Here is a 23,442-nt window from a genome sequence, read left to right as displayed (position 1 = left end):
AGCATAACACGCCTACCTTTACGCCGCCTTTACGTCCGCCTTAAGATTTGTAAAGGTTTGAAAAAAGAGCAAAAAAACCGGCACCCCGCGCGCAGCGCCGGGGTGCCGGTCCTTTTTCAGAGCGTTATTTCACCGCATTGGCGGCGCTTTTTTTCTCCGCGGCAGCGGCCATCAGGTTGGCCACAATGGAGCCGGAGATGTTGTGCCATACGCTGAACAGCGCGCCCGGCACCGTGGCCAGCGCCAGGTCCGGGAACACCGTGCCCGCCAGACTGGTGGCCAGACCGCTGTTCTGCATGCCCACCTCAATGGACACCGCGTTGCACTTGGCGTCGCTCATGTGCAGCAGCTTGCCCACACAGTAGCCCAGGGCGTACCCCAGCAGGTTGTGCAGCACCACCACGGTCAGAATCAGAATGCCGTTGGCGAACAGTTTTTCGGCGTTGGGCGCCACCACCGCGCCCACAATGATCACAATGGCCACCACCGAGATCAGCGGCAGGATCTCCACCACTGCCTGGGTGAATTTGCCGAACAGCTTGTTGATGATGAAGCCCAGCGCAATGGGGATGATGACGATCTTCACAATGCTCATGAACATATCCACCATGTTCACGGTCACGGTCTCATGGGCATACAGATAGGTCAGCGCCGGGGTCAGGAAGGGCGCCAGCACCGTGGAGCAGGCGGTCATGCCCACGCTCAGAGCCACGTCGCCTTTGGCCAGGAAGGTCATCACGTTGGAGGACGTGCCGCCCGGGCAGGTGCCCACCAGGATCACGCCCACCGCCAGCTCCGGGCTCAGGGTGAACACTTTGGTCAGCAGAAAGGCCAGCAGAGGCATAATGACGAACTGCGCCGTGCAGCCCACCAGAACGTCCTTCGGGCGGGAGAACACCACTTTAAAGTCCTCCGGCTTCAGCGTCAGGCCCATGCCGAACATGACCACCATCAAAAGGTTGTTTACCGTGACAATGCGGGTAAAGGCGTTGTAATCCTTTCCCACCCAGAGAAAGCTCTCCGGCACAAAAAAGGCCAACACCGCAATGGCAAGCACAATGATCGCCATGTACCTGCCGGCGAATTTGCTTACTTTTTTCAGTACTTCCATGATTCGTTCCTCCCAAGGTATCTATTCTGAACCCGGCCCGCCGCGGGGCCGGTGCCAGCCAAAACAAAAAGGCCTTTGTCTCCTGAACCAAGAGACAAAGGCCTGAAAAGACGCTCTGCGGTACCACTCTTTTTGCCCGGTGCACACCGGACCACTCGCTCCCGCAGGGACAAACCCGACGGGGCGGCAGGATAACGGCTGCCGGCCGGCACAGCTTACTTGGCCCCGAAGGGCGGTTGAGCCTGCTGCTCGGAGGGGATGTTTCCGGCGGGCCCCGCCGCTGCCTTGCACCACCCGGCAGCTCTCTGGCGCGGAGTTTCCGACGTACTGGACCTCGTCAACGCTTTACTGTGATAAACATTACACACATTATACAGCGCAGGCGGCAAAAGTCAACGGGCAGAATTGCTTTTTTCACTTTTTGCACAGTTTTTGCGTTTCATTTTTGTAAGGTTCCACAGAACGCCCGGGCGCGGGCTTGAAGCGCCGCCCCGCGTTCTGTTACAATGAAGCACAGAGAGGAGGAGAATCCGTGCCCGTGGATATGAAGGAAAAAATCGCCGACCAGCTGAATGCGCTTTTGCACCGCAAAAGTCTGGACAAGATCACGGTGAAAGAGCTGGTGGACGGCTGCGGCATCAGCCGGCAGACCTTTTACTATCATTTTCAGGACATTATGGACGTGGTGGAATGGCAGCAGAAAAGGGTGCTGGCCCAGGGCATTGCCCGCAGCCTGGCCGCGCCGGACCCGCAGAGCGCCATTCGTTCTCTGGTGCGGGAGGGGCTGGAAAACCAGGATTGGGTGGACCGTCTGATGGCCTCCCGGCGCCGGGCGGAGATCGAGCGCCTTCTGGTGCGCACCATGAGCGACTATCTGGCGCAGATGATGCTGCGCCGCGCGCCGGACCGCATGCTTTCTGCTGCCGATGCCGACGCAGTGCTGTGTTTTTACGCCAGCGGCGTTGTGGGCCTGATGCTGGACGGCCTGCACCGCAGGGATACGGACCCCGATGCATTGGCGGACCGCATCTATCGCCTTCTGTCTGCACAGCTCACTCTTGGATAAACAAAATTCCCGAAGTGTCACATTTTTTGACACTTCGGGTTTTCTGTTTATACACGCGGGCCAATCCGCCAGTGGAAAACACCGGGTCGTTCTGTTATAAACACAGGTAGATGCGGCATGCGGCCGCAGGTAAGGCGGACCCCGGATGAATGAAGTAAAACGACCCCAAAAACCGCTGATGTTCTATTATGGGATCATGCTGCTGATCCTGTTTTTGTTCAACCTGCTGGCGCTGCCCATGCTGACGCAGCGGCAGATCGTGGAGGTGGATTACGGCACCTTTCTCACCATGACCGAAGAAGGGCAGATCGGCCGTTTGGAGATCCAGCAGCAGAACAACCGTATTCTGTTCACCGACAAGGACGAGACCCGGGTGTATAAAACGGCCATGGTCAGCGCCCCGGACCTGACCAATCGCCTGCATGAAGCGGGCGTGCCCTTCTCCGGAGAAGAGATCCAGCAAACTTCGCCCATTCTCTCGTTCCTGCTCAGCTGGGTGCTGCCGCTGGTGGTGTTCATCGCCGTGGGGCAGCTGCTCTCCAAAAAGATGATGGACCGGGCGGGGGGCAGCAACGCCATGTCCTTCGGCCTGGGCAAGTCCAACGCGAAAATCTATGTCAAATCGTCCGAAGGCATCAAGTTTTCCGACGTGGCCGGCGAGGCCAACGTCCCGTTCTTTTCCATTTCCGGTTCAGAATTTGTGGAAATGTTCGTGGGCATGGGTGCCTCCAAAGTTCGGGACTTGTTCAAGCAGGCAAAAGAAAAAGCGCCCTGCATCGTCTTTATTGACGAAATTGACGCCATCGGCAAAAAGCGTGACGGCCAGCTGGGCGGCAACGATGAGCGCGAGCAGACCCTGAATCAGCTGCTCACGGAGATGGACGGGTTCGAAGGCAACACCGGCGTCATCATTCTGGCGGCCACCAACCGTCCCGAATCGCTGGACCCGGCCCTGACCCGGCCGGGCCGGTTTGACCGCCGTGTGCCGGTGGAGCTGCCCGATTAGCAGGGGCGCGAGGCCATTCTGCGGGTCCACGCCCAAAAGGTGCGGGTGGACGCAGACGTGGACTTCAACAAAATCGCCCGCATGGCTTCGGGCGCATCCGGCGCAGAGCTGGCCAACATCGTCAACGAGGCGGCGCTGCGGGCGGTCCGCTGCGGGCGCCGCAGCGCCAGCCAGGCCGATCTGGAGGAGAGCATCGAGGTGGTCATCGCAGGCTACCAGAAGAAAAACGCCATCCTCACGGACAAGGAAAAGTGGACCGTGGCCTATCACGAAATCGGCCATGCCCTGGTGGCGGCCCGGCAGAATCATTCCGCTCCGGTGCAGAAAATCACCATCATTCCCCGCACTTCCGGCGCGCTGGGCTACACCATGCAGGTGGACGAGGGCAATCATTATCTGCTGACCAAAGAGGAGATCGAAAATAAGATCGCCACCTATACCGGCGGCCGCGCGGCCGAGGAGATCGTGTTCGGCACCGTGTCCACCGGCGCGTCCAACGACATCGAGCAGGCCACCAAGCTGGCCCGCGCCATGGTCACCCGCTACGGCATGAGCCGGGACTTTGACATGGTCGCCATGGAGACGGTGAACAACCAGTATCTGGGCGGTGATTCCTCGCTGACCTGCTCGGCGGAGACGCAGACCGAGATCGACCGGCAGGTGGTGGCGCTGGTGAAGGCACAGCACGAAAAGGCCGCCGCCATCCTCACCGAAAACCGGGAAAAACTGGACGAGCTGGCGCGCTATCTGTACGAAAAAGAGACCATCACCGGCGAGGAGTTCATGCAGATCCTGGACCGGTGAGCCCCGCAAAACAAAGAACCCCCGCCGCTTCCGGACGGAAGCGGCGGGGGTTTCCTGTTCAAAAGCCGGTCAGCAGCTCATGCCGTTGGCCTGCATATAGGCTGCCAGTTCTTTTCCGTGGCATTGCTCCTGTTGCTGAAGCGCGCTCAGCACCTGGCGTGCGGCTGGGTCGTTAAACTCGAACACGGCGGTGTTGTACACGCCGGAAACATATTTTTCCGTGGCCAGCAAATCGCTCAGCAAATAGGCGTCGCTCTGTTTTTGGGCACGGGTGGTGTTGGCTTTCAGCTGCTTTTCCGAGGGCAGGCGGCTGTTCTGCGCCTTGGCCGCCTGGGCAGGCACCTTGCCGTCCATCATCTGGGCAACGGTGTCGCAGTGGTTCTGCTCGGCCTGTTCCAGTTTGTGCAGCATCTGGCGCAGGGTGGGGTCACAGGCAGCCTCAGCGGCTTTGTGATATTTCTGTACACACAGTTTTTCCTCGTTTTGCAGATCTTTCAAAAAGTTCTTTTCCTTTTGGGTCCAGTTCATGACGGTTTCTCCTTTCAGGGTTTGCGTTTACTGTGCCCTGTCCGGAGAAAAATATGTGCGTCTGGAAAAGTTTTTCAGCCGCCAGCGGGCGGGCCGTGCTGTTCTCATCGCATCCTCTCGAAGCCACAAACAAAAACGACCGTCGGGATACGACGGTCGTTCTTGTTGGTGGGAGAGGATGGATTCGAACCATCGAAGCGAAGACGCAACAGATTTACAGTCTGCCCCCATTGGCCACTCGGGAACTCTCCCATATTCTTTTTTCAGGCGGCTCTCTCAAAAAGAGTGCTTAATTATAATAACAGGCGCCGGGACTTTTGTCAACCCTTTCTTGCAAAAGTTTCCCCCCTTTTTGTCCTGCCCCGGAGCACACAGGTGCATTCTGCGCGAAAGTGCGGTACCATGCTCCTTGGAATCCTTCCGGGAAGAGGTGGAAAACAATGTACCAATACCAAACTTTGGAGCACACTTCTTATGAGCAGATCGCAGAGTGCTTTCGCGCGGCGTTTTCGGACTATTATTTTTCGGCCGATTTGAGCGCGGCACAGCTGCAAAAACGTCTGGAAATGAGCGGCGTCGACCTTGCCCAGTCCTACGGCGCGTTTCAAAACGGGCGGCTGGTGGGGTTCCTTTTCAATACAAGAAGCGTTTACAACGGCCAGAACGCGGTGTTCGACGCGGGCACCGGGGTGGTGCCGGAGCACCGGGGAAAACAGGTGTTCACCCGTTTGTTTCAGTTTGCCGAACAGCAGCTGGCCCGGCAGAACGTGCAGGCCTACTATCTGGAAGTACTGCAGCAGAACCGGCGGGCCATCCGGCTGTACCAAAGGCTGGGTTTTTCCACGCGGCGGGAATACGTCGTTTTCAAAGGGGACGGGCAGGCGGCGCAGACCCTGCCGTTTCCGGTGCAGGAGCAGGAATTTTCGCAATTTGAGGTCCCGGCCGCGAACTGCCGGTGTGTGGACCCGTGCTTTGAACATACAACGCCGGTTCTGAAGCGGACGCCGCAGCTTTACCGCGTGTGGTACCGGCAGGCGCAGGACGGCATTGCCGCTTTCTGTGTCTTTGAACAGGAGAGCGGGGCGGTGGTCCAGATGGGATACAGGGACCTTTCGGCACTGGGGCAGATTTTTCAGGACCTGGTGTCAAAGTTCCCCGCGGTCATCGTCAAAAATGTGGACACTTCCTACCCGGAAGTGCTGGAATTGCTTCGTTCTCTCCGCTTTCAGGAAGTTGCCAGACAGTATGAAATGAGCAGGGAGCTGCAGGCATAAGAAAAAGCCCGGGCAAAAACCCGGGCTTTTGGAGCTGGTGGACGGATTCGAACCCCCGACCTGCTGATTACAAATCAGCTGCTCTACCAGCTGAGCTACACCAGCACCTTAACAGGACACTGTATTAGTATATCGGCTATCAGCAAAAAAATCAAGCTTTTTTTGAACCTTTCTTGAAAGCGGCGCGGGATTTCGCTATGATAGAATACAGCGGATATTTAAAAAAGGAGCACTGACATGGAAAAAGCGACTGTTTACTTTACCGATATGCGCGCCCGCCCGGGCCTGAACCTTCAGCAGAAGCTGGAAAAGCTGATGCGCCGGGCCGGCATCGAGCAGATCGATTTTCAGGACAAATTCACTGCCATCAAAATTCACTTCGGCGAGCCGGGCAACCTGTCCTACCTGCGCCCCAACTTTGCCAAAACCGTGGCCGACGTGGTGGAAAGCCTGGGCGGAAAGCCCTTCCTGACCGATTGCAACACCCTGTATGTGGGCCGGCGCAAAAACGCGCTGGATCACATGGACGCCGCGTATGAAAACGGGTTTTCGCCCTTCTCCACCGGCTGCCATGTGATCATTGCCGACGGCCTGAAGGGCACCGACGAGGTGGAGGTCCCCGTGCAGGGCGGCGAGTATGTGAAAAGCGCCAAGATCGGCCGGGCCGTGATGGACGCGGATGTGTTCATCTCGCTGGCACATTTCAAGGGCCATGAGAGCACCGGTTTCGGCGGCGCCATCAAGAACGTGGGCATGGGCTGCGGCTCCCGCGCGGGCAAGATGGAAATGCACTGCGGCGGAAAGCCCAGCGTGGACCAGGAGCTGTGCCGCGGCTGCCACATGTGCGCCCGCAACTGCGCCCATGACGCCATCTCTTTTGACGAAAACCGCAAAGCTTCCATCGACCACAACAAGTGCGTGGGCTGCGGCCGGTGCATCGGCGCATGCAACTTTGACGCCATCGCCAACAACAACTACCACGCCAACGACGAATTGAACTGCAAAATGGCCGAGTACGCCAAAGCGGTGGTGGACGGCCGCCCCGCCTTCTACGTCAACATCGTCAACCAGGTGTCGCCCAACTGCGACTGCCACGGCGAAAACGACGCGGCCATCATTCCGGACGTGGGCATGTTCGCCAGCTTCGACCCGGTGGCGCTGGACGTGGCCTGTGCCGATGCCTGCAACCGGATGCCCGTTCTGCCCGGCAGCCAGCTGTACGAAAATCTGCACCGGGAGGGCGCCTGCGATCTGCACGACCACTTCTGCAACAGCGCACCCGACACCAACTGGAAAAGTTGTGTGGAGCACGGCGAGAAAATCGGCCTGGGCACCCGCAGCTATGAGCTGGTCACCGTTCGCTGAATTTCTGCACGGTCCCTGTTTCGGGGACCGTGTTTTTTAAATTGATTGTAAACCTAAAAATATTTTATAGTTGACAATTGGCGCGCGGGCCGTATAATAAGAGAAGAATCCGCAGAGGAGAGAGGGACATGAGCACCAAAGAAGAGATTTTGAGCCTGCTGGAGACCCATCGGGAGCAGGCGTTTTCCGGTCAGGCGCTGGCCGACCGGCTGGGGATCTCCCGGGCGGCGGTGTGGAAGGCCGTCAAGGAACTGCAGAAGCAGGGGCATAGCATCGAGGCAGTGCCCAACAAGGGCTATACCATGCGCAGTACCAGCGAGGTGCTGTCGGAGCAGGGGGTGCGGCCGTATCTGACCCGGCCGGTGCCCCGGCTGGTGGTGGAGCGGGAAGTGGTCTCCACCAACCTGACCGCCAAGGAGCTGGCCGCCCAGGGCGCGCCCCACGGCACCCTGGTGGTGGCCGACGCGCAGACCGGCGGCCGCGGCCGAAGAGGGCGCAGCTTCTCCTCGCCCCCGGGCACCGGGCTGTATCTGACCATGCTGCTGCGCAGCGGGCTTCCCATGGAATGCGCGGTGCCCATCACCAGTGCGGCGGCCGTGGCGGTGTACCGGGCCATCCGGAAGGTGTGCGGCCGGGAACTGGAGATCAAATGGGTGAACGACCTGTACCGGAACGGAAAAAAATGCTGCGGCATCCTGACCGAGGCGGCCGCCGATATGGAAAGCGGCGGCGTGGACTATGTGGTGGTGGGCATCGGCCTGAACCTGCTGGAGCCGGAGGGCGGCTTTCCGCCGGAGATTCGGGACGTGGCCGGCTCCATTTTTGACCCCGGCGAGCCGGTGCAGCGCTGCCGCATCGCCGCCGAGATCGCCAACGAGTTGTGGGACATGGCCGAGCAGCTGCCGGCCACGCCGTTTATGGAAGATTACATCGCCCACAACCTGGTGCCCGGCAAGGAGATCTTTGTGATCCAGAACGGCACCCGGCGGCCGGCCCGTGCGCTGTCCATCACGCCGGACGGCCATCTTTTGATCGAAAACAGCGAAGGAAAAACCGAGGAGCTGTCCTTTGGCGAGGTCAGCATCCGCGTCAAACAGGGAGGTTCATTGTGAGAAAAAGTCAAGCGAGAAATCTGGTGCAGGCGGCGCTGCTGGCCGCGGTGACGGCGGTGCTGTCACAAATTCAGCTTTCCATCGGGCCGGTGCCCTTTAATCTGGCGGTGCTGGGCGCTTACCTGGCGGGCATGCTGATGACGCCCGGCTGGGCGGTGATCTCCCTGACCGTGTATATGGCCATGGGCCTGGTGGGTGTTCCGGTGTTTGCCGGCATGATGGCCGGCCCCGCGGCTCTGTTCGGCAAAACCGGCGGCTACGTGATCGGCTACATCGCCATTGCGGGCGTGACGGCGGCGGCGCGCCGCCTGGACAAGCCCGTGGTGACCGCGCTGGGCATGGCCGTGGGCCTTTTGCTTTGCTACGGGTTCGGCACCGCCTGGTTCATGGTGGTCACCGGCACCACGCTGGTTCAGAGCCTGGCCTGGTGTGTCACGCCCTTCATCCTGCCCGACATCTGCAAGGCGGCCTGCGCCTATGTACTGGGTCGGCTTTTGCAGCAGCGCATGGCACAGGCGGGCCTGCTGCAATAATTTCTCCGCATACAAAAAAGGAACGGTTCCGTGGCAGGAACCGTTCCTTTTGTTTTTGCGATCAGGGCCGCGTGGCACGGGCCAGCTGGTCGTTGCCCGCGTACAGCGCCGCGGCGTAACCGCCGGGCCGGGGCAGCACAATGCCCCGGAGAAGGACGCCGTCCAGCTCGGCACACAGGCAGAACCCCTGGGTGCGCCGCGTTCCGGGCAGCAGGCACCGCACAAATCCGTCCACCACCAGGCGCGTTTCCGCGGCACAATGGTCCAGCACCAGCGCGTGGCCGTTCCAGCGCGCGGTCAAAAGAGAGATCCGGCCCTCCGCGCTGCCCGCGGGGTAAGGCCGGCCCACCGGCTCAATGGATTCCACCTGCGCGGGTTCCGGCCTGGGTTCGGGCTGCGGCTCTTTCGCGGGCGCCGCGGCAGGCTCGGCCACGCCGTTTTTCAGCGCCTGCGCCACCGCGGGCGCAAAGCGCAGACCGCCGCCGGTCAGCAGCAGCACAAAAAGCACCAGCCAGACCAGCGATACCGCGCATTCCAGCGCCGCCAGCCCCACAAAGGAGAGCACGTAGTTGGAGGCGCTGGTCAAAATGGGAATGCTGTCCCGCAGGCCCATCACGCCCCACAGCAGAAGAAACAGCGACCAGACCCAGTTGCCCCGGCTGATGAGAATGCACAGCAGCCCGGCCACCACCAGTCCCAGCAGCGTGCTGGCGGCCCTGGTGTAGTCGCCCATCAAAACAATGTACATGACGGCGGTGTAAAGCACCACCCCGCAGCGCAGAAGAAATGCGGCCCAGGCAAACCGGTTGCGCTTCTGGTAAAAGCGCAGCGCGCCGGGCATCTGCTCATCCAGCGCGGCCAGAGCGCGGGCGTCCCGGTTGCGCTGGTCCGGATTGTACCGAAATTGCATGGAATCCCTCCTATTCTTTCATCATAACAATATATGGTTTCCTTCGCAAGGGATATCCGCCCGGTTTGCGGGAAGAATAAGGAAAAGTGTATGGAAAGGAGATGTTTTCATGGAAGAACAGACCATTGACCTGCTGAATCAGGTGGTGAAAAACGCGGAGGTGGGCCGCACAACAGCCCATCAGCTGCTGAGCGTGGCCAAGGAAAACCAGATGAAGGACCATCTTCACAAGGAACTGGCCACCTATGAGGACGTGGCCCGGCGGGCGCACGCCATGCTGGCGGTGGAAGGGCAGGCCGCCAAAACCCAGAGCAAGCTGACCAAGTGGGGCGCGCACATGGGCATTGCCATGAAGACCATGGCCGACCCCTCTTCGCAGAAGCTGGCGGACATGCTCATTCAGGGCGCGCAGATGGGCGTGACCGATATGACCAAAGCCATCAAATCAAACCCGGACGCAAACCCCGGTGCGGTGGCGCTGGCCCAGCGCCTGCAGCATGCGGAGAATGAATACCTTGGGGAATTAAAACAATTTTTATAACGAATAGTAAAAACGCTCCCAATACGAAGGGGCCGGCCCGGCAGAATGCCGGACCGGCCCCTTTTTGTTTTGTTGATCCGAATGTTTACGCCTGCTTCAGCAGCTCCAGATTTCTCTGTACGCCCAGCAGACGCACCAGATGCAGCATCTCCACCGTTGCGGCGGCCTTGTCGGCCAGGTTGACCATCACGCTCTCCCAACTTCGGGGCAGCGTGCGGCCCACGGGCCACATGTGGCTCTGGATGATGTTCTCCTCCTTGGGGCTCAGCCCAAAGCGGCGCGCGTTGGCCAGGGCCATGTGCGGATGAAGCCACAGCCGGCGCAGCCGGTTTACGTTGGTCTGCGCCCAGTTCTGTAAGTACAGATCATGCAGCATGCCGCCCCGGGCCGCCACCCGGTAGTCCAGGCCGGTGATCCGGCACAGGCTGAACGCCAGGTACGAAACAAACAGACAATGGTCATAGCAGCTGACGCCCTGAGCGTGCTGCTGAATGGGCTCCATCTGCCTCACATAAGGGTCCGCGGCCAGCCCGTCCAGACATTGGGCGAACAGGGCGCGGTTTTCTGCCTGCCACATTGGCAACTCCGTCCTTTCCGGAAAAATCGGAGCAGGAAAATCCCCGCTCCGATTCCATCATACGACTTTTCACAAAAAAAATACAACATGAAAATGTTGGTTTTCGAGAATTTTACAGGTTCTCGATCAGCGCGGCGCAGATGTGGGCCGCCCGGTCGCAGTACTCGCCCACGTCAAACTGCTTGACCACCAGCGTCTGGAACGCGTCCTCGTCGGCGTTGTCGCTCATGGCGCGCAGAATGACGAACGGCACGTCGTTTTTGGCCGCAATGTGGGCCACGGCCGCGCCTTCCATCTCCACGCAGTCCGGCGCGCACTTGGCGGCAATGGCGTTCTTGGTAACGCTGTCGCCCACAAAGCAGTCGCCGGTGGCAATGCGGCCCACCAGGCACTTTACGCCGGCCTCGGCACAGGCGCGCTCAGCCGCCCGCACCAGGCGCGCGTCCGAATGAAATTCTTCCAGATGCGGATAGCTCTCCGCAAACATCCGGGGCTCGCCGTCGTGATAGACCACCGTTCCGCCGATGACCACGTCCCCGATGCCCACCCGGGTGGACATGTTTCCGGCAATGCCCGAAAACACAATGGCCGTGGCGCCGAACACCGTCACCAGCAGCTGCACCGCGGCCGCCGCCTGGGCCTTGCCCATGCCCGCGCAGCACAGCGCCACGGGCCGCCCGTCCAGCGTGCCCTCGTAGAACGTGATGCCGCCGCACTCCCGCTGGCTGCGGTCATTCAGCCGGCGGCACAGCAGTTCGATTTCCTGGGGCATGGCGCCCAAAAGGCCGATCTTCTCCATGTTCGCGCCCTCCGTTATACGTTGAACAAAAATTCGATGATGTCGCCGTCCTGCACCACGTACTCCTTGCCCTCGGTGCGCTGCAGGCCCTTGGCCTTCACGTTGGCCATGCTGAAGTCACAGGCGGCCAGATCGTCGTACTTCACCACCGACGCCCGGATGAATCCGCGCTCGAAATCCGAGTGGATCTTGCCCGCGGCCTGGGGCGCTTTGGTGCCCCGGCGAATGGTCCAGGCGCGGCACTCCTTCTTGCCGTCGGTCAAAAAGCTGATGAGCCCCAGCAGGCTGTAGCTGGCCTTGATCAGGTTGTCCAGGCCCGTGGCCTCGATGCCCATCTCCGCCAGAAACTCTTTCTTCTCCTCGGGGGTGTAGTCGGCAATGTCCTCTTCGGTCTTGGCGCAGATGGGAATGCACTCGGCGCCCTCTTCCGCGGCCAGCTTCTTCACCGTCTGGTAGTGGGGGTTGTCCTCCATGCCGCTCATCAAATCGTCTTCGCTCATGTTGGCGGCGTAGATCACGGGCTTTGCCGTCAAAAGGCCCATCTCCCGCAGCTGCAGGGCCTGGTCGTCGTCGCTGTCGTCAAAGGCAAAGGTGCGGGCGTTTTTGCCCTGGCCCAGATGCTCGGCCAGCGCGTTCAGCCAGGCGGCGGAAGCGGCGGCCTTTTTGTCGCCGGTCTTGGCGGCTTTGGCAAAGCGGGCGGCCCGGTTCGACACCACTTCCAGGTCGCTGAGGATCAGCTCCGTGTCGATGGTCTCAATGTCCCGCAGGGGGTCCACGCTGCCCTCCACGTGCACGATGTCGGTGCCGTCAAAGCAGCGCACCACATGGACGATGGCGTCGCACTCCCGGATGTTGCCCAGGAACTTGTTGCCCAGGCCCTCGCCCTGGGACGCGCCCTTCACAAGGCCCGCAATGTCCACGAACTCCACAATGGCGGGCGTTTTTTTATTGGTATCCCAAATCTCCGCCAGCTTGTCCAGCCGGGCGTCCGGCACAGGCACAATGCCGGTGTTGGGGTCGATGGTGCAGAACGGATAGTTGGCCGCCGCCGCGTTTTTTGTGCTGGTGATGGCGTTGAACAGGGTGCTTTTGCCTACGTTTGGAAGGCCCACGATACCGAGCTTCATAGTGATGAATTCCTCTTTTCTTTTCTTGCAGCGCGCTGCGCGTGTATTCCTACCTATTATACAGAAAGAACCGGCCGGGCGCAACGCGCGCGCACAAAATTCTTTGCCCGGGGCGAAAGTCTTTTTTTGTACACATTTATCCGTTATAATAGAAATAATGCGAACTGCAAGGGGAAAGGAAGTGCGGCGACATGGCCAATGAAAAAATTCTGATTGCGGACGACGATAAAAACATCTGCGAGCTGCTGCGGCTGTATCTTGCAAAAGAGGGATACACCACCTGCATCGCCAACGACGGCGAGGCGGCGTTTGCGGCTTTTGAAAAAGAAAAACCGAACCTGGTCCTGCTGGACATCATGATGCCGAAAATGGACGGCTGGGAGGTGTGCCGCAAGATCCGCGCCGTGGACAACACCCCGGTCATCATGCTGACGGCCAAGGGCGAGACCTTCGACAAGGTGCTGGGCCTGGAGCTGGGCGCCGACGACTACGTGGTGAAACCCTTTGATTCCAAGGAAGTGGTGGCGCGCATCAAGGCGGTGCTGCGCCGCTGCGTGCCGGCCCAGGCCGCGCCGGACGGGGTCATCTCCTACGACAACCTCTCGGTGGACCTGACCCGGTACGAGCTGAAGGTGAAGGGGAACGTGGTGGACGCGCCCCCCAAGGAGCTGGAGCTTCTGTACTACCTGGCCAGCCACCCCAACCGGGTGTTCACCCGGGACCAGCTGCTGGACGAGGTGTGGGGCTTTGAATACTACGGCGACTCCCGCACCATTGACGTGCACGTCAAGCGCCTGCGCGAAAAGCTGGAGGGGACCAGCGATCAGTGGAGCCTGAAAACCGTCTGGGGCGTGGGCTATAAGTTTGAAGTAAAAGAGTGATCGTATGCGAAAAAGCATCACCACCCGGTATTTTTATTCCACCGCCATTCTGCTTTTGTGCAGCATTGCGCTGATGGGCTTCATCCAGCTGTACCTGTCCATGGGGTACTTCCGCGCCGAGAACGAGGCCACGCTTCTGCAGACCGTGGACAACACCATTCTGGTCATGAAAGAGGCTGCCGGCCGCGCCGACACCGAAAACGAGCGCGTGGAAGACGTGACCCGGGGCATCGTCATCACCTCCCGGGCCACCGGCACCATGATCTTCTTCACCGACGAGCAGGGCAGCATCATTCTGTGCAGCGCCGCGGACCCGTCCCACTATCTGGGCGAGATGCTGCCCGCCAAAGCCATGGCCCAGGCGCGGGGCGGCGTGTACACCGAACTGGGCACCCTGAACGGCCTGCTGGAAAACCGCTGCTACGTGGCGGGCAAGGCCATGCTGGACGAAAACGGCCAGGTGCAGGGCTATGCCTTCGCCGCGTCCGACGCCCAGACCCTCAGTGAATACGTGGCCAACCTTCTGTCCACCTTTATTCTGTCGGCCGGCTTGATGCTGATGGTCTCCAGCGTGCTGTCCATCGTGCTCACTTCCCGCATGACCACGCCTCTTCGCCGCATTTCCGACGCGGCGAAAAAGTTCGGCAGCGGCGACTTTTCCGCCCGGGTCCCCGTGGAGGGCGAGGACGAGCTGGCCCAGCTGGCGGTCACCTTCAACAACATGGCCGCCAACCTGGAGAAGATCGATTCCTCCCGCCACAGCTTCATGGGCAACATCGCCCACGAACTGCGCACCCCCATGACCACCATCAAGGGCTTTATCGACGGCATGCTGGACGGCACCATCCCGCCGGAAAGCCGGGACCATTACCTGGGCATTGTCTCCGAGGAAGTGGGCCGCCTGACCCGCCTGATCAAAAACATGCTGGACATCACCAAGCTGGAGGCAGGGGAATATCAGGTCAACGCCCGCAATTACGACATCTGGGAGAGCATCACCAGCGTTGTGTTCGGCGCCGAACAGCGGCTGGAGGCCAACAAGATCCAGATCAGCGGTTTTGCGCCCACCAAAACCATGGTCTACGCAGACGAGGATCTGGTCTATCAGGTCATTTACAACATTGTGGACAACGCCATCAAGTTCTGCAACGTGGGCGGCGAGATCCGCTTCTCCGTCACCCAGGCGCGGGGCATGGTCACGGTCGGCATCCGCAATACGGGCGCCGGCATCAGCGCCGACGCGCTTCCCTATGTGTTTGACCGCTTCTACAAAGAGGACAAAAGCCGCGGGCTGAACACCATGGGCAGCGGTCTGGGCCTGCACATCTGCAAGGTGCTCATCAACCTGTCCGGCGGCAACATCTGGGCCGAGAGCAAAGAGGGCGAGTACTGCCAGTTCAACTTTACGCTGCCCGTGGCCGTGCAGGAGAAAAACAAGCAAAAGCAAACCCGGTCAAAACCCGAGGAAGAGAAGGGGGATTCATGATGGAACAGCCCAACGGGTCCTGGCAGGACCCGCGGCGGGACGGCTGGCAGCCGCCGCAGTATGAATATGTGCCGCGCCCCGCGCCCAAACGGGGCCGCGCGCCGCTGATCATCACGCTTTTGTGCCTGGCACTGGCAGCGGTGGTGCTGGTCAGCGCTGCGGCTGTGCTTCTGTGGCAGGGCAAAGACCCCTTCCGCATCGGGGAACAGGCGCCCGCCGGTGCGGGCGAAGACGCCCCCGCCTTTGAATTGCAGGAGCTGCCCGAAGACATGGACGACGGCCTGCCCACCACGCAGATCGCCCAGCAGGTGGGCCCCAGCGTGGTGTGCATCAACGTGTACATGCCGCAAAGTCTTTCGGTGGCGGCCTACGGCAGCGGCGTCATCCTCAACGAGGAAGGCTTCATCGTCACCAATGCCCACGTGGTGGAAGATTCCAGCGATTTGAGCGTCATCCTCAACGACGGGCGGGAGTTTTCCGCCCGCATCATCGGCCAGGACACCCAGTCGGATCTGGCGGTCATCAAAATCGAAGCCGAGGACCTGGCCCCCGCCACCTTCGGCAACTCCGACACGCTGCAGGTGGGCGAGCGCACCGTGGTCATCGGCAACGCGGCGGGCCGCCTGGCGGGCACCGTCACCCAGGGCATCGTCTCCGGCTTGAACCGGCAGGTGCCCATCCAGATGTCCGACGGAAGCGTCATCACCATGAACCTCATCCAGACGGATGCGGCCATCAACCCCGGCAACTCCGGCGGTGCGGTGGTGAACCGGTACGGTCAGGTCATCGGCATCAGCTCGGCCAAACTCAGCGGCTCGGATTACGAGGGGCTGTGCTTTGCCATTCCCATTTCCGACGCGCAGCCCGTGGTCCAGAACCTGATCGCCTACGGCTATGTGAAGGACCGCATGACGTTGGGCGTCACGGTCATCGCGCTGTCCTCGGTCACCGGACCGGAGCGGGGCCTGCCCGCCCATGGCCTGTACATTGCCGAGGTGCTGCCCGAAAGCGATTTGGTGAACCATGACGTGACGGTCGGCGACGTGATCCTGAAAGCCGACGGCCGCGAGTTGACCGCCACCGCGGACCTGCAGGAGATTTTGAAAGAAAAGAAAAGCGGCGACACCATCGATTTGCAAATTTATAAGCACAGCAACGGAAAAACGGTGGCCATCACGGCCAATCTGCTGGAAAGCACGCCCTGAATTTGCCTTTTGAGGGCAAAAGGCGTATAATAGTACAACAGTTTTTAAAAAACACGAGGTGTTTTCTATGGTAAAGATCGCCCCGTCGATCCTTTCGGCGGATTTCGCAAATCTGGGCAGAGACTGCCAAAACGTGCTGGACGGCGGCGCGGACTGGCTGCACATTGACGTGATGGACGGGCAGTTTGTGCCCAACCTGTCTCTGGGCGTGCCGGTGCTCAAATGCCTGCACAGCGCGGTGGATGCTTTTTATGACGTGCATCTGATGATCAAGGACCCGCTGAAATACGTGCAGACCTTCCGGGACGCGGGCGCGGACCTGATCACCTTCCACATCGAGGCGGACAGCCCCGTGGATGAGACCATTGACGCCATTCATGCGTCGGGCGCCAAAGCGGCGCTGTGCATCAAGCCGGCCACCCCGGCCGAGGCGGTGTTCCCGTATCTGGACCGCCTGGAGATGGTGCTGGTCATGAGCGTGGAGCCCGGCTTCGGCGGGCAGAAGTTCATGCCCGCCGCCGTGGACAAGATCGCGGCCATCCGCGCCGAGGCGCTGCGCCGCGGCCTGGAGCTGGAGATCGAGGTGGACGGCGGCATCGGCGAGGCCACCGCACCCCTGTGCACCCGGGCGGGCGCCACTGTGCTGGTGGCGGGCAGCGCGGTGTTCTGCGCCAAGGACCCGGCCGCTGCCATGGCGGCCATCCGCAGCGCCTGCGAATGAATTTTTCACAGAAAGAGGCGAAGCTATGAGCTCGGAGACGAGTTTGCCGCTGGGACCGCTGTCCCCGCGGGAGCAGAACCGGGACATTGTCTGGATGATGCTGCCCCTGTTGGCGGTATCCTGTTATCTGTACGGCGCGCGCCCGGCGGTGATGTGCCTGGTCGGCAGCATCACGGCCGCGTTCTGCGACCGTCTGGTGGCCTGGCTGCGGGGCCGGCCCCATGACCGAACCGAAAACAGCAGCATTCCAGCGGTGCTGGTGATGCTGATGCTGATGCCCGCAACGCTCAGCTATTACATTGTGGTCATCACCAGCATGACGGTGGTTCTGGTGGCAAAGGCGCCCTTCGGCGGCTACGGCCACTATCCCTTCAACCCGTCGGCGGTGGGTTATGCGGTGGCGGCGGTGTCCTGGCCCAGCCAGGTGTTCACCTATCCGGTGCCCTTTACCACCATGTCAGTGTTTTCCACCGCAGAGGCCACCATGGTGGAAAGCGCGGCCCACAGCCTGCAGGCGGGCGGCACGCCCAACGTGCGCGCGCTGAACCTGGTGCTGGGCAACTACGCCGGCCCCATGGGCACCACGGCGCTGCTGGTGGTGCTGGCCTGCGCCATGTACCTGTGGATGCGCCGGGACATTGACTTTGCCATTCCCGTGGGCTTTCTGGGCGCCTGCGCCCTGGTGGCCTTCTTCTTCCCCCGCATCGACAACATCGGCCTTGCCGTGCCCTGGGAGCATCTGTATGTGCGCTATCAGTCGGTGAAGTATGAGCTGCTCACCGGCGCGCTTCTGTACGCCTCGGTGTTCCTCATCAACGAGCGGGTCACCCGGCCCAAAAACCGGCGGGCCCATCTGGTGTACGGCATTCTTCTGGGCGTCATGACCATGACGTTCCGCTATGTGGGCACCTATGACACGGGCGTCTGCTTTGCCATTTTGTGCGTCAACGCTCTGTCAGGCTATCTGGACCGGCTGTTCGCAAGCCGTGTGCGCCGTGAGGAGGTGAGCTCATGAACATCGATCCCATGAAACCGGAAGTCGACCATGAGCTGGCCCGCAAAGTCAAACGGGACCGCATTCTGCTCAACAACCCGGTGGTCATGCAGGGCCTGGGCCTTGCGCCGCTGGTGGTGGCGGCCATCAATGTGAAAAACGCCACCATGCTGGCGGTGGCGGTGGCACTGCTGCTGACGCCCACCCGGGTCATCGCGGCGTTTCTCAGCCGGTTTTCCTACTTCCGCTTCCGCGGGCTGACGTATGCCGTCACCAGTGCGGCGGTGTACGTGGGCGTCATCTGGGTGATGGAGCATCTGTTCACCAGTGCGGACATCACCCTTCTGGGTCTGTACCTGCCCCTGCTGGTGGCGGACCCCATTATTCTGAAACGGTATGAGCGGCCTCAGCGCGAGCGCATCCACACTGCTTTCCGCAAGGGCATCATCACCACTGCCGGATACGTGCTGGCCATGTATGTCACGGCCGTTGTGCGCGAATTTCTGGGCACGGGGGTGGTGCTCGGCCATACGTTGCTGAAAACGCCGCTGTTCCCCATGGCGCAGCTGCCCAGCGGCGGCTTTATCGTGCTGGCCCTGATGATCGCGGTCTGGCGCGGCGGCGTGAACATTGTGAAACGACAGATGGGACTGGGGGCGAAGCAGCAGGCATGACAGAAGTTTTAAAAGCGCTCGGACCCTTCTTCTTCTACGCGGTGGTGGGCGTGTTCGCCCAGAACGCCGTGTTTACCCGTGCACTGGGCGTCTCCCGCATTGTCAAGCTGGCGGACGACCCCGAAGTGGACTCGCTCACCTTCGGCGTGCTCTTGTGCAGCGTTCAGCTCATCAGCGCGCCCATGGCGTACTTTGTCAACCTGTGGCTCAGCGAACAGTGGTACAGCACCTATGTCCGGCCGCTGGTCCTGGTCATGTGCAGCGCCGTGGCCTTTTTCATCGTGCTGCTGCTGGTGGTGCTGCTGTTCCGTTCGTCGGGCGCAAAGGACATTGTGGCCGTGCTTCCCATGGCCACGTTCAACACCTGCATTCTGGGCACGCTGCTCATCGGCACCACGCGCCATTTTGATCTGCTGCAGACCATGGGCTTTGCCCTGGGCAGCGGCGTGGGCTATGTGCTGGCGGTTCTGGTGGTGCGCGAAGGTGCCCGCAAGCTGGACAACGAAGACGTGCCCGCCACCTTCCGCGGCCTGCCGGTCACGCTGCTGTACATCGGCATTCTGGCGCTGGCCATCTATGGCTTCACCGGCCATTTGATCTCGTTCTGAGAAAGGAGACGGCGAGGATGATTGTGCGCAACGTCACCCTTTCAGAAGGGGAAAAACTGTATGAACTGGTTTGTGCCTACCGGCAGGAACCGGTGGACAAAGAGGTGTTTCTGGCCCATTTGCAGACGGCGCTGGACCAGCCCGGCCGCCGGGTGGTGCTGGCCTACAACGGGGCTGAGGCCGTGGGCTTCGCCGACGTGGAGGTGCGCATGTCTCTGTGTCAGTGCGCCAATGTGGGCTACATCAACGACTTTTATGTGAAGGACGCCTTTCGCGGCCGCAACATCGGCGGGGGCATGCTGCTCAGCGTGACCACTCACCTGAAGACCATCGGCTGCTCCAGCGTGTATGCCTATTGTCCCCGCGTCAACATCAAAAGCCAGGAGTTTTTGGAAAAGCGCGGTTTTTCCAAAAGTCAGTACGGCTTTTGGCGCAGCCTGAAATAAACCATCGGCCCCGGCGCATGCCGGGGCCTTTTTGACCGAAAGGGGGAGAGCCGCATGCTCTCGGTGCGAAGAGAAACAGACCGGTTTGAACTGGTGCGGGACGGCCTGGTGCTGGGCTGGCTGACGCTGGAACCCGGCCGCCTCACGGGCATCTGGGTCCAGGAGACCTGGCGGCGCAAGGGCTACGGCACCTACCTGTACCGGCAGGCGCTGAAACAGAGCGGCATCGGCCCCAAAGAGCGGCTGACCGCGCCGGACAGCGCAGCTCTGCGCCCTTTTTTGGAAAAGTTCGGTTTTCGGCCCCAGGACGGGCAGCTGGTGCGCTGCGCCCCCGTTCAGCGCAATGCCCTCAGCATCGTTCACGGCTTTTTGGCGCAGCACCTGGGTCCGGGCATGTTCGCGGTGGACGCCACCGCCGGCAACGGGCACGACACCGCGTTTCTGTGCGGCCTGGTGGGCCCCACGGGCCGGGTGCTGGCCATGGACATTCAGCCCGCGGCGGTGCAGGCCACCCGGCAGCGGCTTGCGTCGCTGGGGTACGGGCAGGCGCAGGTGGTGTGCGACAGCCACGCCAACCTGGCGCACTATGCCCGGCCGGGCACCGTGGACGGCGCGGTGTTCAATCTGGGCTATCTGCCGGGCGCGGACCACGGGGTGTTCACCGTGCCCCAAACCAGCATTCCGGCGCTGAAAACCGCGCTGGAACTGCTGCGCCCGGGCGGCGTGCTGACCGTGTGCGCCTATGCGGGCGGCCGGCAGGGCACCGTGGAGCGGGACGCCGTGCTGGCTTTTGTCCGGGACCTTCCTTCCAGCCGGTATCAGGTGGAAGTGGAGCTGTTTTCCGACCGGCCGGGCCTGCCGCCGGTGCCGATCTGCATAAAAAAGCGCGTTCCCTGCTGAAGGGAACGCGCTTTCTTTTTTAAAATGCGATCACAATGCCGCCGTCGTTGGCGTACACCGTGGAAAGCCCGCCCGTGGGCACCACGATCACGTCCTTGAACACGGCGCATCGTGCCAAAAAGGCCTTTTTCAGCTGCATGGCCCGCTCCTGGCAGTTGCAGTGGCTCAGCACCAGCAGTTTGCTGGCCGCGGGCAGATGGTCGGTCTCCTCGGCCACCAGTTCCACCAGACGGCGCATGGCGTTGGCCGTGCCGCGCACTTTTTCCAGCGGGATGATCTCGCCGTGGCCGTTTTCCCCCATGATGGGGCGCAGGTTCAGCATGGTGCCCACAAAGCCCGCAGTGCGGGAAATGCGGCCGTTCTTCACCAGGTTGCCCAGGTCCTCCAGCACAAAGTGGGTTTTCATATTCGCAATGAAGGCCGTGGTCTTTTCTACGATCTCCTCAAAGCCCATGCCGCCGTCGATCATGTCCCGCAGCAGCAGGGCAATGCGGGTCTCGCCCGCGGACGCGCTCTCGGAATCAAACACATGGATCTTCTTTTCGGGGGCCTTTTCCAGGGCAAGGTCCCGGCCCACGCAGGCCGCGTTGTAACTGCCGGACAGCTTGCTGGACAGCGTCACCACCAAACTGGCATCGGCCCGGCTCATCAGGGCGGCGTATTCTTCCGGAGAGGGGCAGGCCGTGGTCGGGGCGGTCCGGCAGGCCTTCATGTCCGCCACCAGCACACCCGTGTCAATGGTGCCGTCGTCCTCGTAAAAATGTTCCCCCACGGTGATTTTCAAACTGGCCAGCGAGAGGCTCAGCACGTTGCGCAAGGCGTCGGTCACGTCACAGCAGCTGTCAACAATGATCTGAATGTTCATTAAAAACCTCATTTCCACGGAAAAGCACCGTTTTGCTTTGCAGGTATTCCTGTCTTCATTGTACCGTTGCCCCGCTCAAAAGTCAACGCACAGCGCACGGCCACGGCTTGTATTTGTCCGCTCAATTTGGTAAGATGAAAAAAGCCGGAAACATTCCAAAGAAAGAAGGAGCATTGCCATGAAAAGCGACATTCAAATCGCACAGGAGGCCGTGATGGAACCCATCGGCGCCGTCGCCCAGCGACTGGGTCTGGCCGAAGAACAACTGATCCCTTACGGCCGGTACAAGGCCAAGGTGGATCACCGTTTGGTGAAGGCCATGGCGGACAAGCCCGACGCAAGGGTCATTCTGGTCACGGCCATCAGCCCCACACCCGCGGGCGAGGGAAAAACCACCACCAGCGTGGGCCTGGCGGATGCGCTGCACCGCATGGGCAAAAAGGTCATTCTGGCGCTGCGGGAGCCCAGCCTGGGCCCCGTGTTCGGCGTGAAGGGCGGCGCGGCCGGCGGCGGCTACGCCCAGGTGGTGCCCATGGAGGACATCAATCTGCATTTCACCGGCGATCTGCACGCCATCGGCGCGGCCAACAACCTTCTGGCGGCCATGGTGGACAACCACATTTATCAGGGCAATGCTTTGAACATCGACCCGCGCCGCGTCACCTGGAAGCGCTGCGTGGATATGAACGACCGCCAGCTGCGGTTCATCACCGACGGCCTGGGCGGCAAGGTGAACGGAACCCCCCGTGAGGACGGGTTCGACATCACCGTGGCCAGCGAGGTCATGGCCATTTTCTGCCTGGCCACGGACCTGAAGGACCTGAAAGAGCGCCTGGCCCGCATCGTGGTGGGCTATACCTACGCGGGCGAACCCGTCACCGCCGGTCAGATCGGCGCGGCGGGCGCCATGGCCGCTCTGCTGAAGGACGCCTTTGATCCCAACCTGGTCCAGACGCTGGAACACACCCCCGCGCTGGTCCACGGCGGCCCCTTCGCCAACATCGCCCACGGCTGCAACAGCGTCATCGCCACCAAACTGGGCATGAAGCTGGCGGACTATGTGGTCACCGAGGCGGGCTTCGGCGCGGACCTGGGCGCCGAGAAATTCCTGGACATCAAGTGCCGCATGGCGGGCATCGCGCCCGCGGCGGTGGTGGTCGTGGCCACCGTGCGCGCACTGAAACATCACGGCGGCTGCCCCAAAGAGCAGCTGGGCGTGCCCAATCTGGAATATCTGGAAGCCGGCAGCGCCAACCTGGCCCGGCACGTGGAAAACATGCAGAAGCAGTTCGGCATGCCCGTGTGCGTGGCCATCAACGCCTTCCCCACGGACTCTGCGGAAGAGCACCAGTTCCTGCGGGACTATTGCGCGGGCCTGGGCGTGCCCTGTGCCCTCAGCGAGGTGTTTGCCAAGGGCGGCGAAGGCGGCCTGGAGCTGGCCGAGGACGTGCTGGGCATTCTGGACAGACGGCCCGTGCACTTCACCTATGCCGACGATCTGCCTGTGGCCGATAAGATCCGCGCGGTGTGCCGCAACATTTACCGCGCCAAAGAGGTGGTCTTCTCCGCCGCGGCCCAGAAGCAGCTGCGGGAGCTGGCGGACGCCGGCTACGACAAGCTGCCGGTGTGCATCGCCAAGACCCAGTATTCCTTCAGCGACAATGCCAAACTGCTGGCGGCGCCCGACGGCTTTACCATGACCGTGCGGGAGCTGCGCCTGTCCGCGGGCGCGGGCTTCGTGGTGGCGGTCATGGGCAGCATCATGACCATGCCGGGCCTGCCCAAAAAACCGGCGGCCGAAGGCATCGACGTGGATGAGAACGGCGTCATCAGCGGATTGTTCTGAGGAAAAGACTTGCGGCTTGTGTCGCAAGTGCTGTCAATGAAAAAAGGCCGGTCAGGCATTGCC

At 61.2% G+C, this 23,442-nt stretch carries 23 protein-coding genes, 2 tRNA genes and 1 pseudogene; 17 read left to right on the top strand and 9 right to left on the bottom strand.

All coding sequences use genetic code 11. From position 1 onward, the window contains the following. Nucleotides 1-124: 124 nt before the first annotated feature. Nucleotides 125-1,111 carry a bile acid:sodium symporter family protein gene (locus ACKTS9_RS08240; RefSeq protein WP_407880082.1) on the bottom strand — a complete coding sequence of 329 codons (987 nt, stop codon included), beginning with the start codon at nt 1,109-1,111 and terminating at the stop codon, nt 125-127. 532 nt (nt 1,112-1,643) lie between these two features. Between ACKTS9_RS08240 and ACKTS9_RS08235 the strand changes: the two genes are divergently transcribed. Then, entirely contained in the window at nt 1,644-2,177 is a 534-nt protein-coding gene (locus ACKTS9_RS08235; protein WP_407880080.1) for a TetR/AcrR family transcriptional regulator C-terminal domain-containing protein, read from the top strand. 145 nt (nt 2,178-2,322) lie between these two features. After that, nucleotides 2,323-3,987: pseudogene (locus ACKTS9_RS08230) on the top strand (ATP-dependent metallopeptidase FtsH/Yme1/Tma family protein). Nucleotides 3,988-4,056: 69 nt separating this feature from the next. Here the strand turns inward: ACKTS9_RS08230 and ACKTS9_RS08225 are convergent. Together ACKTS9_RS08225 and ACKTS9_RS08220 are read right to left on the bottom strand one after the other, a co-directional pair. Further along, nucleotides 4,057-4,515, bottom strand: a complete 459-nt coding sequence (locus tag ACKTS9_RS08225; RefSeq protein ID WP_349215962.1) for a spore coat protein — start codon at nt 4,513-4,515, stop codon at nt 4,057-4,059. A 166-nt stretch (nt 4,516-4,681) separates the two neighbouring features. Beyond that, nucleotides 4,682-4,767 (bottom strand) — tRNA-Tyr (locus tag ACKTS9_RS08220). A gap of 188 nt (nt 4,768-4,955) precedes the next feature. On the opposite strand from ACKTS9_RS08220, the gene ACKTS9_RS08215 reads away from it, so the two are divergent. After that, nucleotides 4,956-5,789, top strand: a complete 834-nt coding sequence (locus ACKTS9_RS08215; protein ID WP_349215976.1) for a GNAT family N-acetyltransferase — start codon at nt 4,956-4,958, stop codon at nt 5,787-5,789. Nucleotides 5,790-5,818: 29 nt separating this feature from the next. On the opposite strand, the gene ACKTS9_RS08210 is transcribed toward ACKTS9_RS08215, so the two are convergent. Next, nucleotides 5,819-5,894, bottom strand: a tRNA-Thr gene (locus ACKTS9_RS08210). A 132-nt stretch (nt 5,895-6,026) separates the two neighbouring features. Here ACKTS9_RS08210 and ACKTS9_RS08205 point away from each other — a divergent pair. The 3 genes from ACKTS9_RS08205 (at nt 6,027) to ACKTS9_RS08195 (ending at nt 8,799) form a co-directional block, all read left to right on the top strand. Next, nucleotides 6,027-7,154, top strand: a complete 1,128-nt coding sequence (locus ACKTS9_RS08205) for a DUF362 domain-containing protein (RefSeq protein WP_349215977.1) — start codon at nt 6,027-6,029, stop codon at nt 7,152-7,154. A 128-nt stretch (nt 7,155-7,282) separates the two neighbouring features. Continuing rightward, entirely contained in the window at nt 7,283-8,266 is a 984-nt protein-coding gene (locus ACKTS9_RS08200) for a biotin--[acetyl-CoA-carboxylase] ligase (protein ID WP_349215978.1), read from the top strand. Continuing rightward, the gene (locus ACKTS9_RS08195; protein WP_349215979.1) at nt 8,263-8,799 is read left to right on the top strand and encodes a biotin transporter BioY; all 537 of its coding nucleotides are present in this window, start codon (nt 8,263-8,265) and stop codon (nt 8,797-8,799) included. Before ACKTS9_RS08200 ends, ACKTS9_RS08195 begins: the two co-directional genes overlap by 4 nt. A gap of 61 nt (nt 8,800-8,860) precedes the next feature. Here the strand turns inward: ACKTS9_RS08195 and ACKTS9_RS08190 are convergent, their stop codons facing one another. Next, nucleotides 8,861-9,709, bottom strand: a complete 849-nt coding sequence (locus tag ACKTS9_RS08190) for a hypothetical protein (RefSeq protein ID WP_349215980.1) — start codon at nt 9,707-9,709, stop codon at nt 8,861-8,863. A gap of 109 nt (nt 9,710-9,818) precedes the next feature. Between ACKTS9_RS08190 and ACKTS9_RS08185 the strand changes: the two genes are divergently transcribed. After that, on the top strand, nt 9,819-10,250 hold the full coding sequence (locus ACKTS9_RS08185) for a hypothetical protein (RefSeq protein ID WP_349215982.1): 432 nt from the start codon (nt 9,819-9,821) through the stop codon (nt 10,248-10,250). A gap of 85 nt (nt 10,251-10,335) precedes the next feature. Here the strand turns inward: ACKTS9_RS08185 and ACKTS9_RS08180 are convergent, their stop codons facing one another. The 3 genes from ACKTS9_RS08180 to ychF all read right to left on the bottom strand — a co-directional run bounded on the left by ACKTS9_RS08180 (nt 10,336) and on the right by ychF (nt 12,753). Further along, the gene (locus tag ACKTS9_RS08180) at nt 10,336-10,827 is read right to left on the bottom strand and encodes an HDIG domain-containing metalloprotein (RefSeq protein ID WP_349215983.1); all 492 of its coding nucleotides are present in this window, start codon (nt 10,825-10,827) and stop codon (nt 10,336-10,338) included. 112 nt (nt 10,828-10,939) lie between these two features. Then, entirely contained in the window at nt 10,940-11,626 is a 687-nt protein-coding gene (locus tag ACKTS9_RS08175; protein ID WP_407880074.1) for a 5'-methylthioadenosine/adenosylhomocysteine nucleosidase, read from the bottom strand. Nucleotides 11,627-11,640: 14 nt separating this feature from the next. Then, nucleotides 11,641-12,753 (bottom strand): redox-regulated ATPase YchF, encoded by a 1,113-nt coding sequence (gene ychF / locus ACKTS9_RS08170; RefSeq protein ID WP_407880072.1) that lies wholly within the window; start codon nt 12,751-12,753, stop codon nt 11,641-11,643. A 191-nt stretch (nt 12,754-12,944) separates the two neighbouring features. Between ychF and ACKTS9_RS08165 the strand changes: the two genes are divergently transcribed. From ACKTS9_RS08165 to ACKTS9_RS08125, 9 genes are all read left to right on the top strand, one after another. Continuing rightward, entirely contained in the window at nt 12,945-13,634 is a 690-nt protein-coding gene (locus ACKTS9_RS08165) for a response regulator transcription factor (RefSeq protein ID WP_349217008.1), read from the top strand. A gap of 4 nt (nt 13,635-13,638) precedes the next feature. Beyond that, nucleotides 13,639-15,120, top strand: coding sequence for a sensor histidine kinase (locus ACKTS9_RS08160; protein WP_349217009.1), 1,482 nt, complete (start codon nt 13,639-13,641; stop codon nt 15,118-15,120). Beyond that, nucleotides 15,120-16,325 carry a S1C family serine protease gene (locus ACKTS9_RS08155; protein WP_407880069.1) on the top strand — a complete coding sequence of 402 codons (1,206 nt, stop codon included), beginning with the start codon at nt 15,120-15,122 and terminating at the stop codon, nt 16,323-16,325. Before ACKTS9_RS08160 ends, ACKTS9_RS08155 begins: the two co-directional genes overlap by 1 nt. Nucleotides 16,326-16,392: 67 nt before the next feature. After that, on the top strand, nt 16,393-17,046 hold the full coding sequence (gene rpe, locus ACKTS9_RS08150; protein ID WP_349217011.1) for a ribulose-phosphate 3-epimerase: 654 nt from the start codon (nt 16,393-16,395) through the stop codon (nt 17,044-17,046). Between the two features lie 25 nt (nt 17,047-17,071). Continuing rightward, entirely contained in the window at nt 17,072-18,061 is a 990-nt protein-coding gene (locus ACKTS9_RS08145; protein ID WP_349217012.1) for an RnfABCDGE type electron transport complex subunit D, read from the top strand. Then, nucleotides 18,058-18,714, top strand: a complete 657-nt coding sequence (locus ACKTS9_RS08140) for an Rnf-Nqr domain containing protein (RefSeq protein ID WP_407880065.1) — start codon at nt 18,058-18,060, stop codon at nt 18,712-18,714. The genes ACKTS9_RS08145 and ACKTS9_RS08140 overlap by 4 nt, the downstream gene beginning before the upstream one ends. After that, a complete protein-coding gene (locus ACKTS9_RS08135) occupies nt 18,711-19,322 on the top strand; it encodes an Rnf-Nqr domain containing protein (protein ID WP_349217014.1) in 612 nt (203 codons plus the stop codon). Before ACKTS9_RS08140 ends, ACKTS9_RS08135 begins: the two co-directional genes overlap by 4 nt. Before the next feature lie 17 nt (nt 19,323-19,339). Then, the gene (locus ACKTS9_RS08130; RefSeq protein ID WP_349217015.1) at nt 19,340-19,768 is read left to right on the top strand and encodes a GNAT family N-acetyltransferase; all 429 of its coding nucleotides are present in this window, start codon (nt 19,340-19,342) and stop codon (nt 19,766-19,768) included. Nucleotides 19,769-19,822: 54 nt separating this feature from the next. After that, the gene (locus tag ACKTS9_RS08125; RefSeq protein ID WP_407880063.1) at nt 19,823-20,668 is read left to right on the top strand and encodes a GNAT family N-acetyltransferase; all 846 of its coding nucleotides are present in this window, start codon (nt 19,823-19,825) and stop codon (nt 20,666-20,668) included. Nucleotides 20,669-20,687: 19 nt separating this feature from the next. Here ACKTS9_RS08125 and ACKTS9_RS08120 read toward each other — a convergent pair whose 3' ends face one another. After that, nucleotides 20,688-21,533: a DegV family protein gene (locus ACKTS9_RS08120; protein ID WP_407880061.1), complete on the bottom strand. Its 846-nt coding sequence runs from the start codon at nt 21,531-21,533 to the stop codon at nt 20,688-20,690. A 172-nt stretch (nt 21,534-21,705) separates the two neighbouring features. Here ACKTS9_RS08120 and ACKTS9_RS08115 point away from each other — a divergent pair, with 172 nt between their 5' ends. Beyond that, entirely contained in the window at nt 21,706-23,379 is a 1,674-nt protein-coding gene (locus tag ACKTS9_RS08115) for a formate--tetrahydrofolate ligase (RefSeq protein ID WP_407882097.1), read from the top strand. Nucleotides 23,380-23,442 lie beyond the last annotated feature (63 nt).

The sequence above is a fragment of the Owariibacterium komagatae genome, assembly GCF_045865535.1.
GTDB classification, from domain to species: domain Bacteria; phylum Bacillota; class Clostridia; order Oscillospirales; family Ruminococcaceae; genus Ruthenibacterium; species Ruthenibacterium komagatae.
The sequence above is the reverse complement of the archived record's forward strand: the minus strand, read 5'-3'. Positions and strand labels throughout refer to the sequence as shown.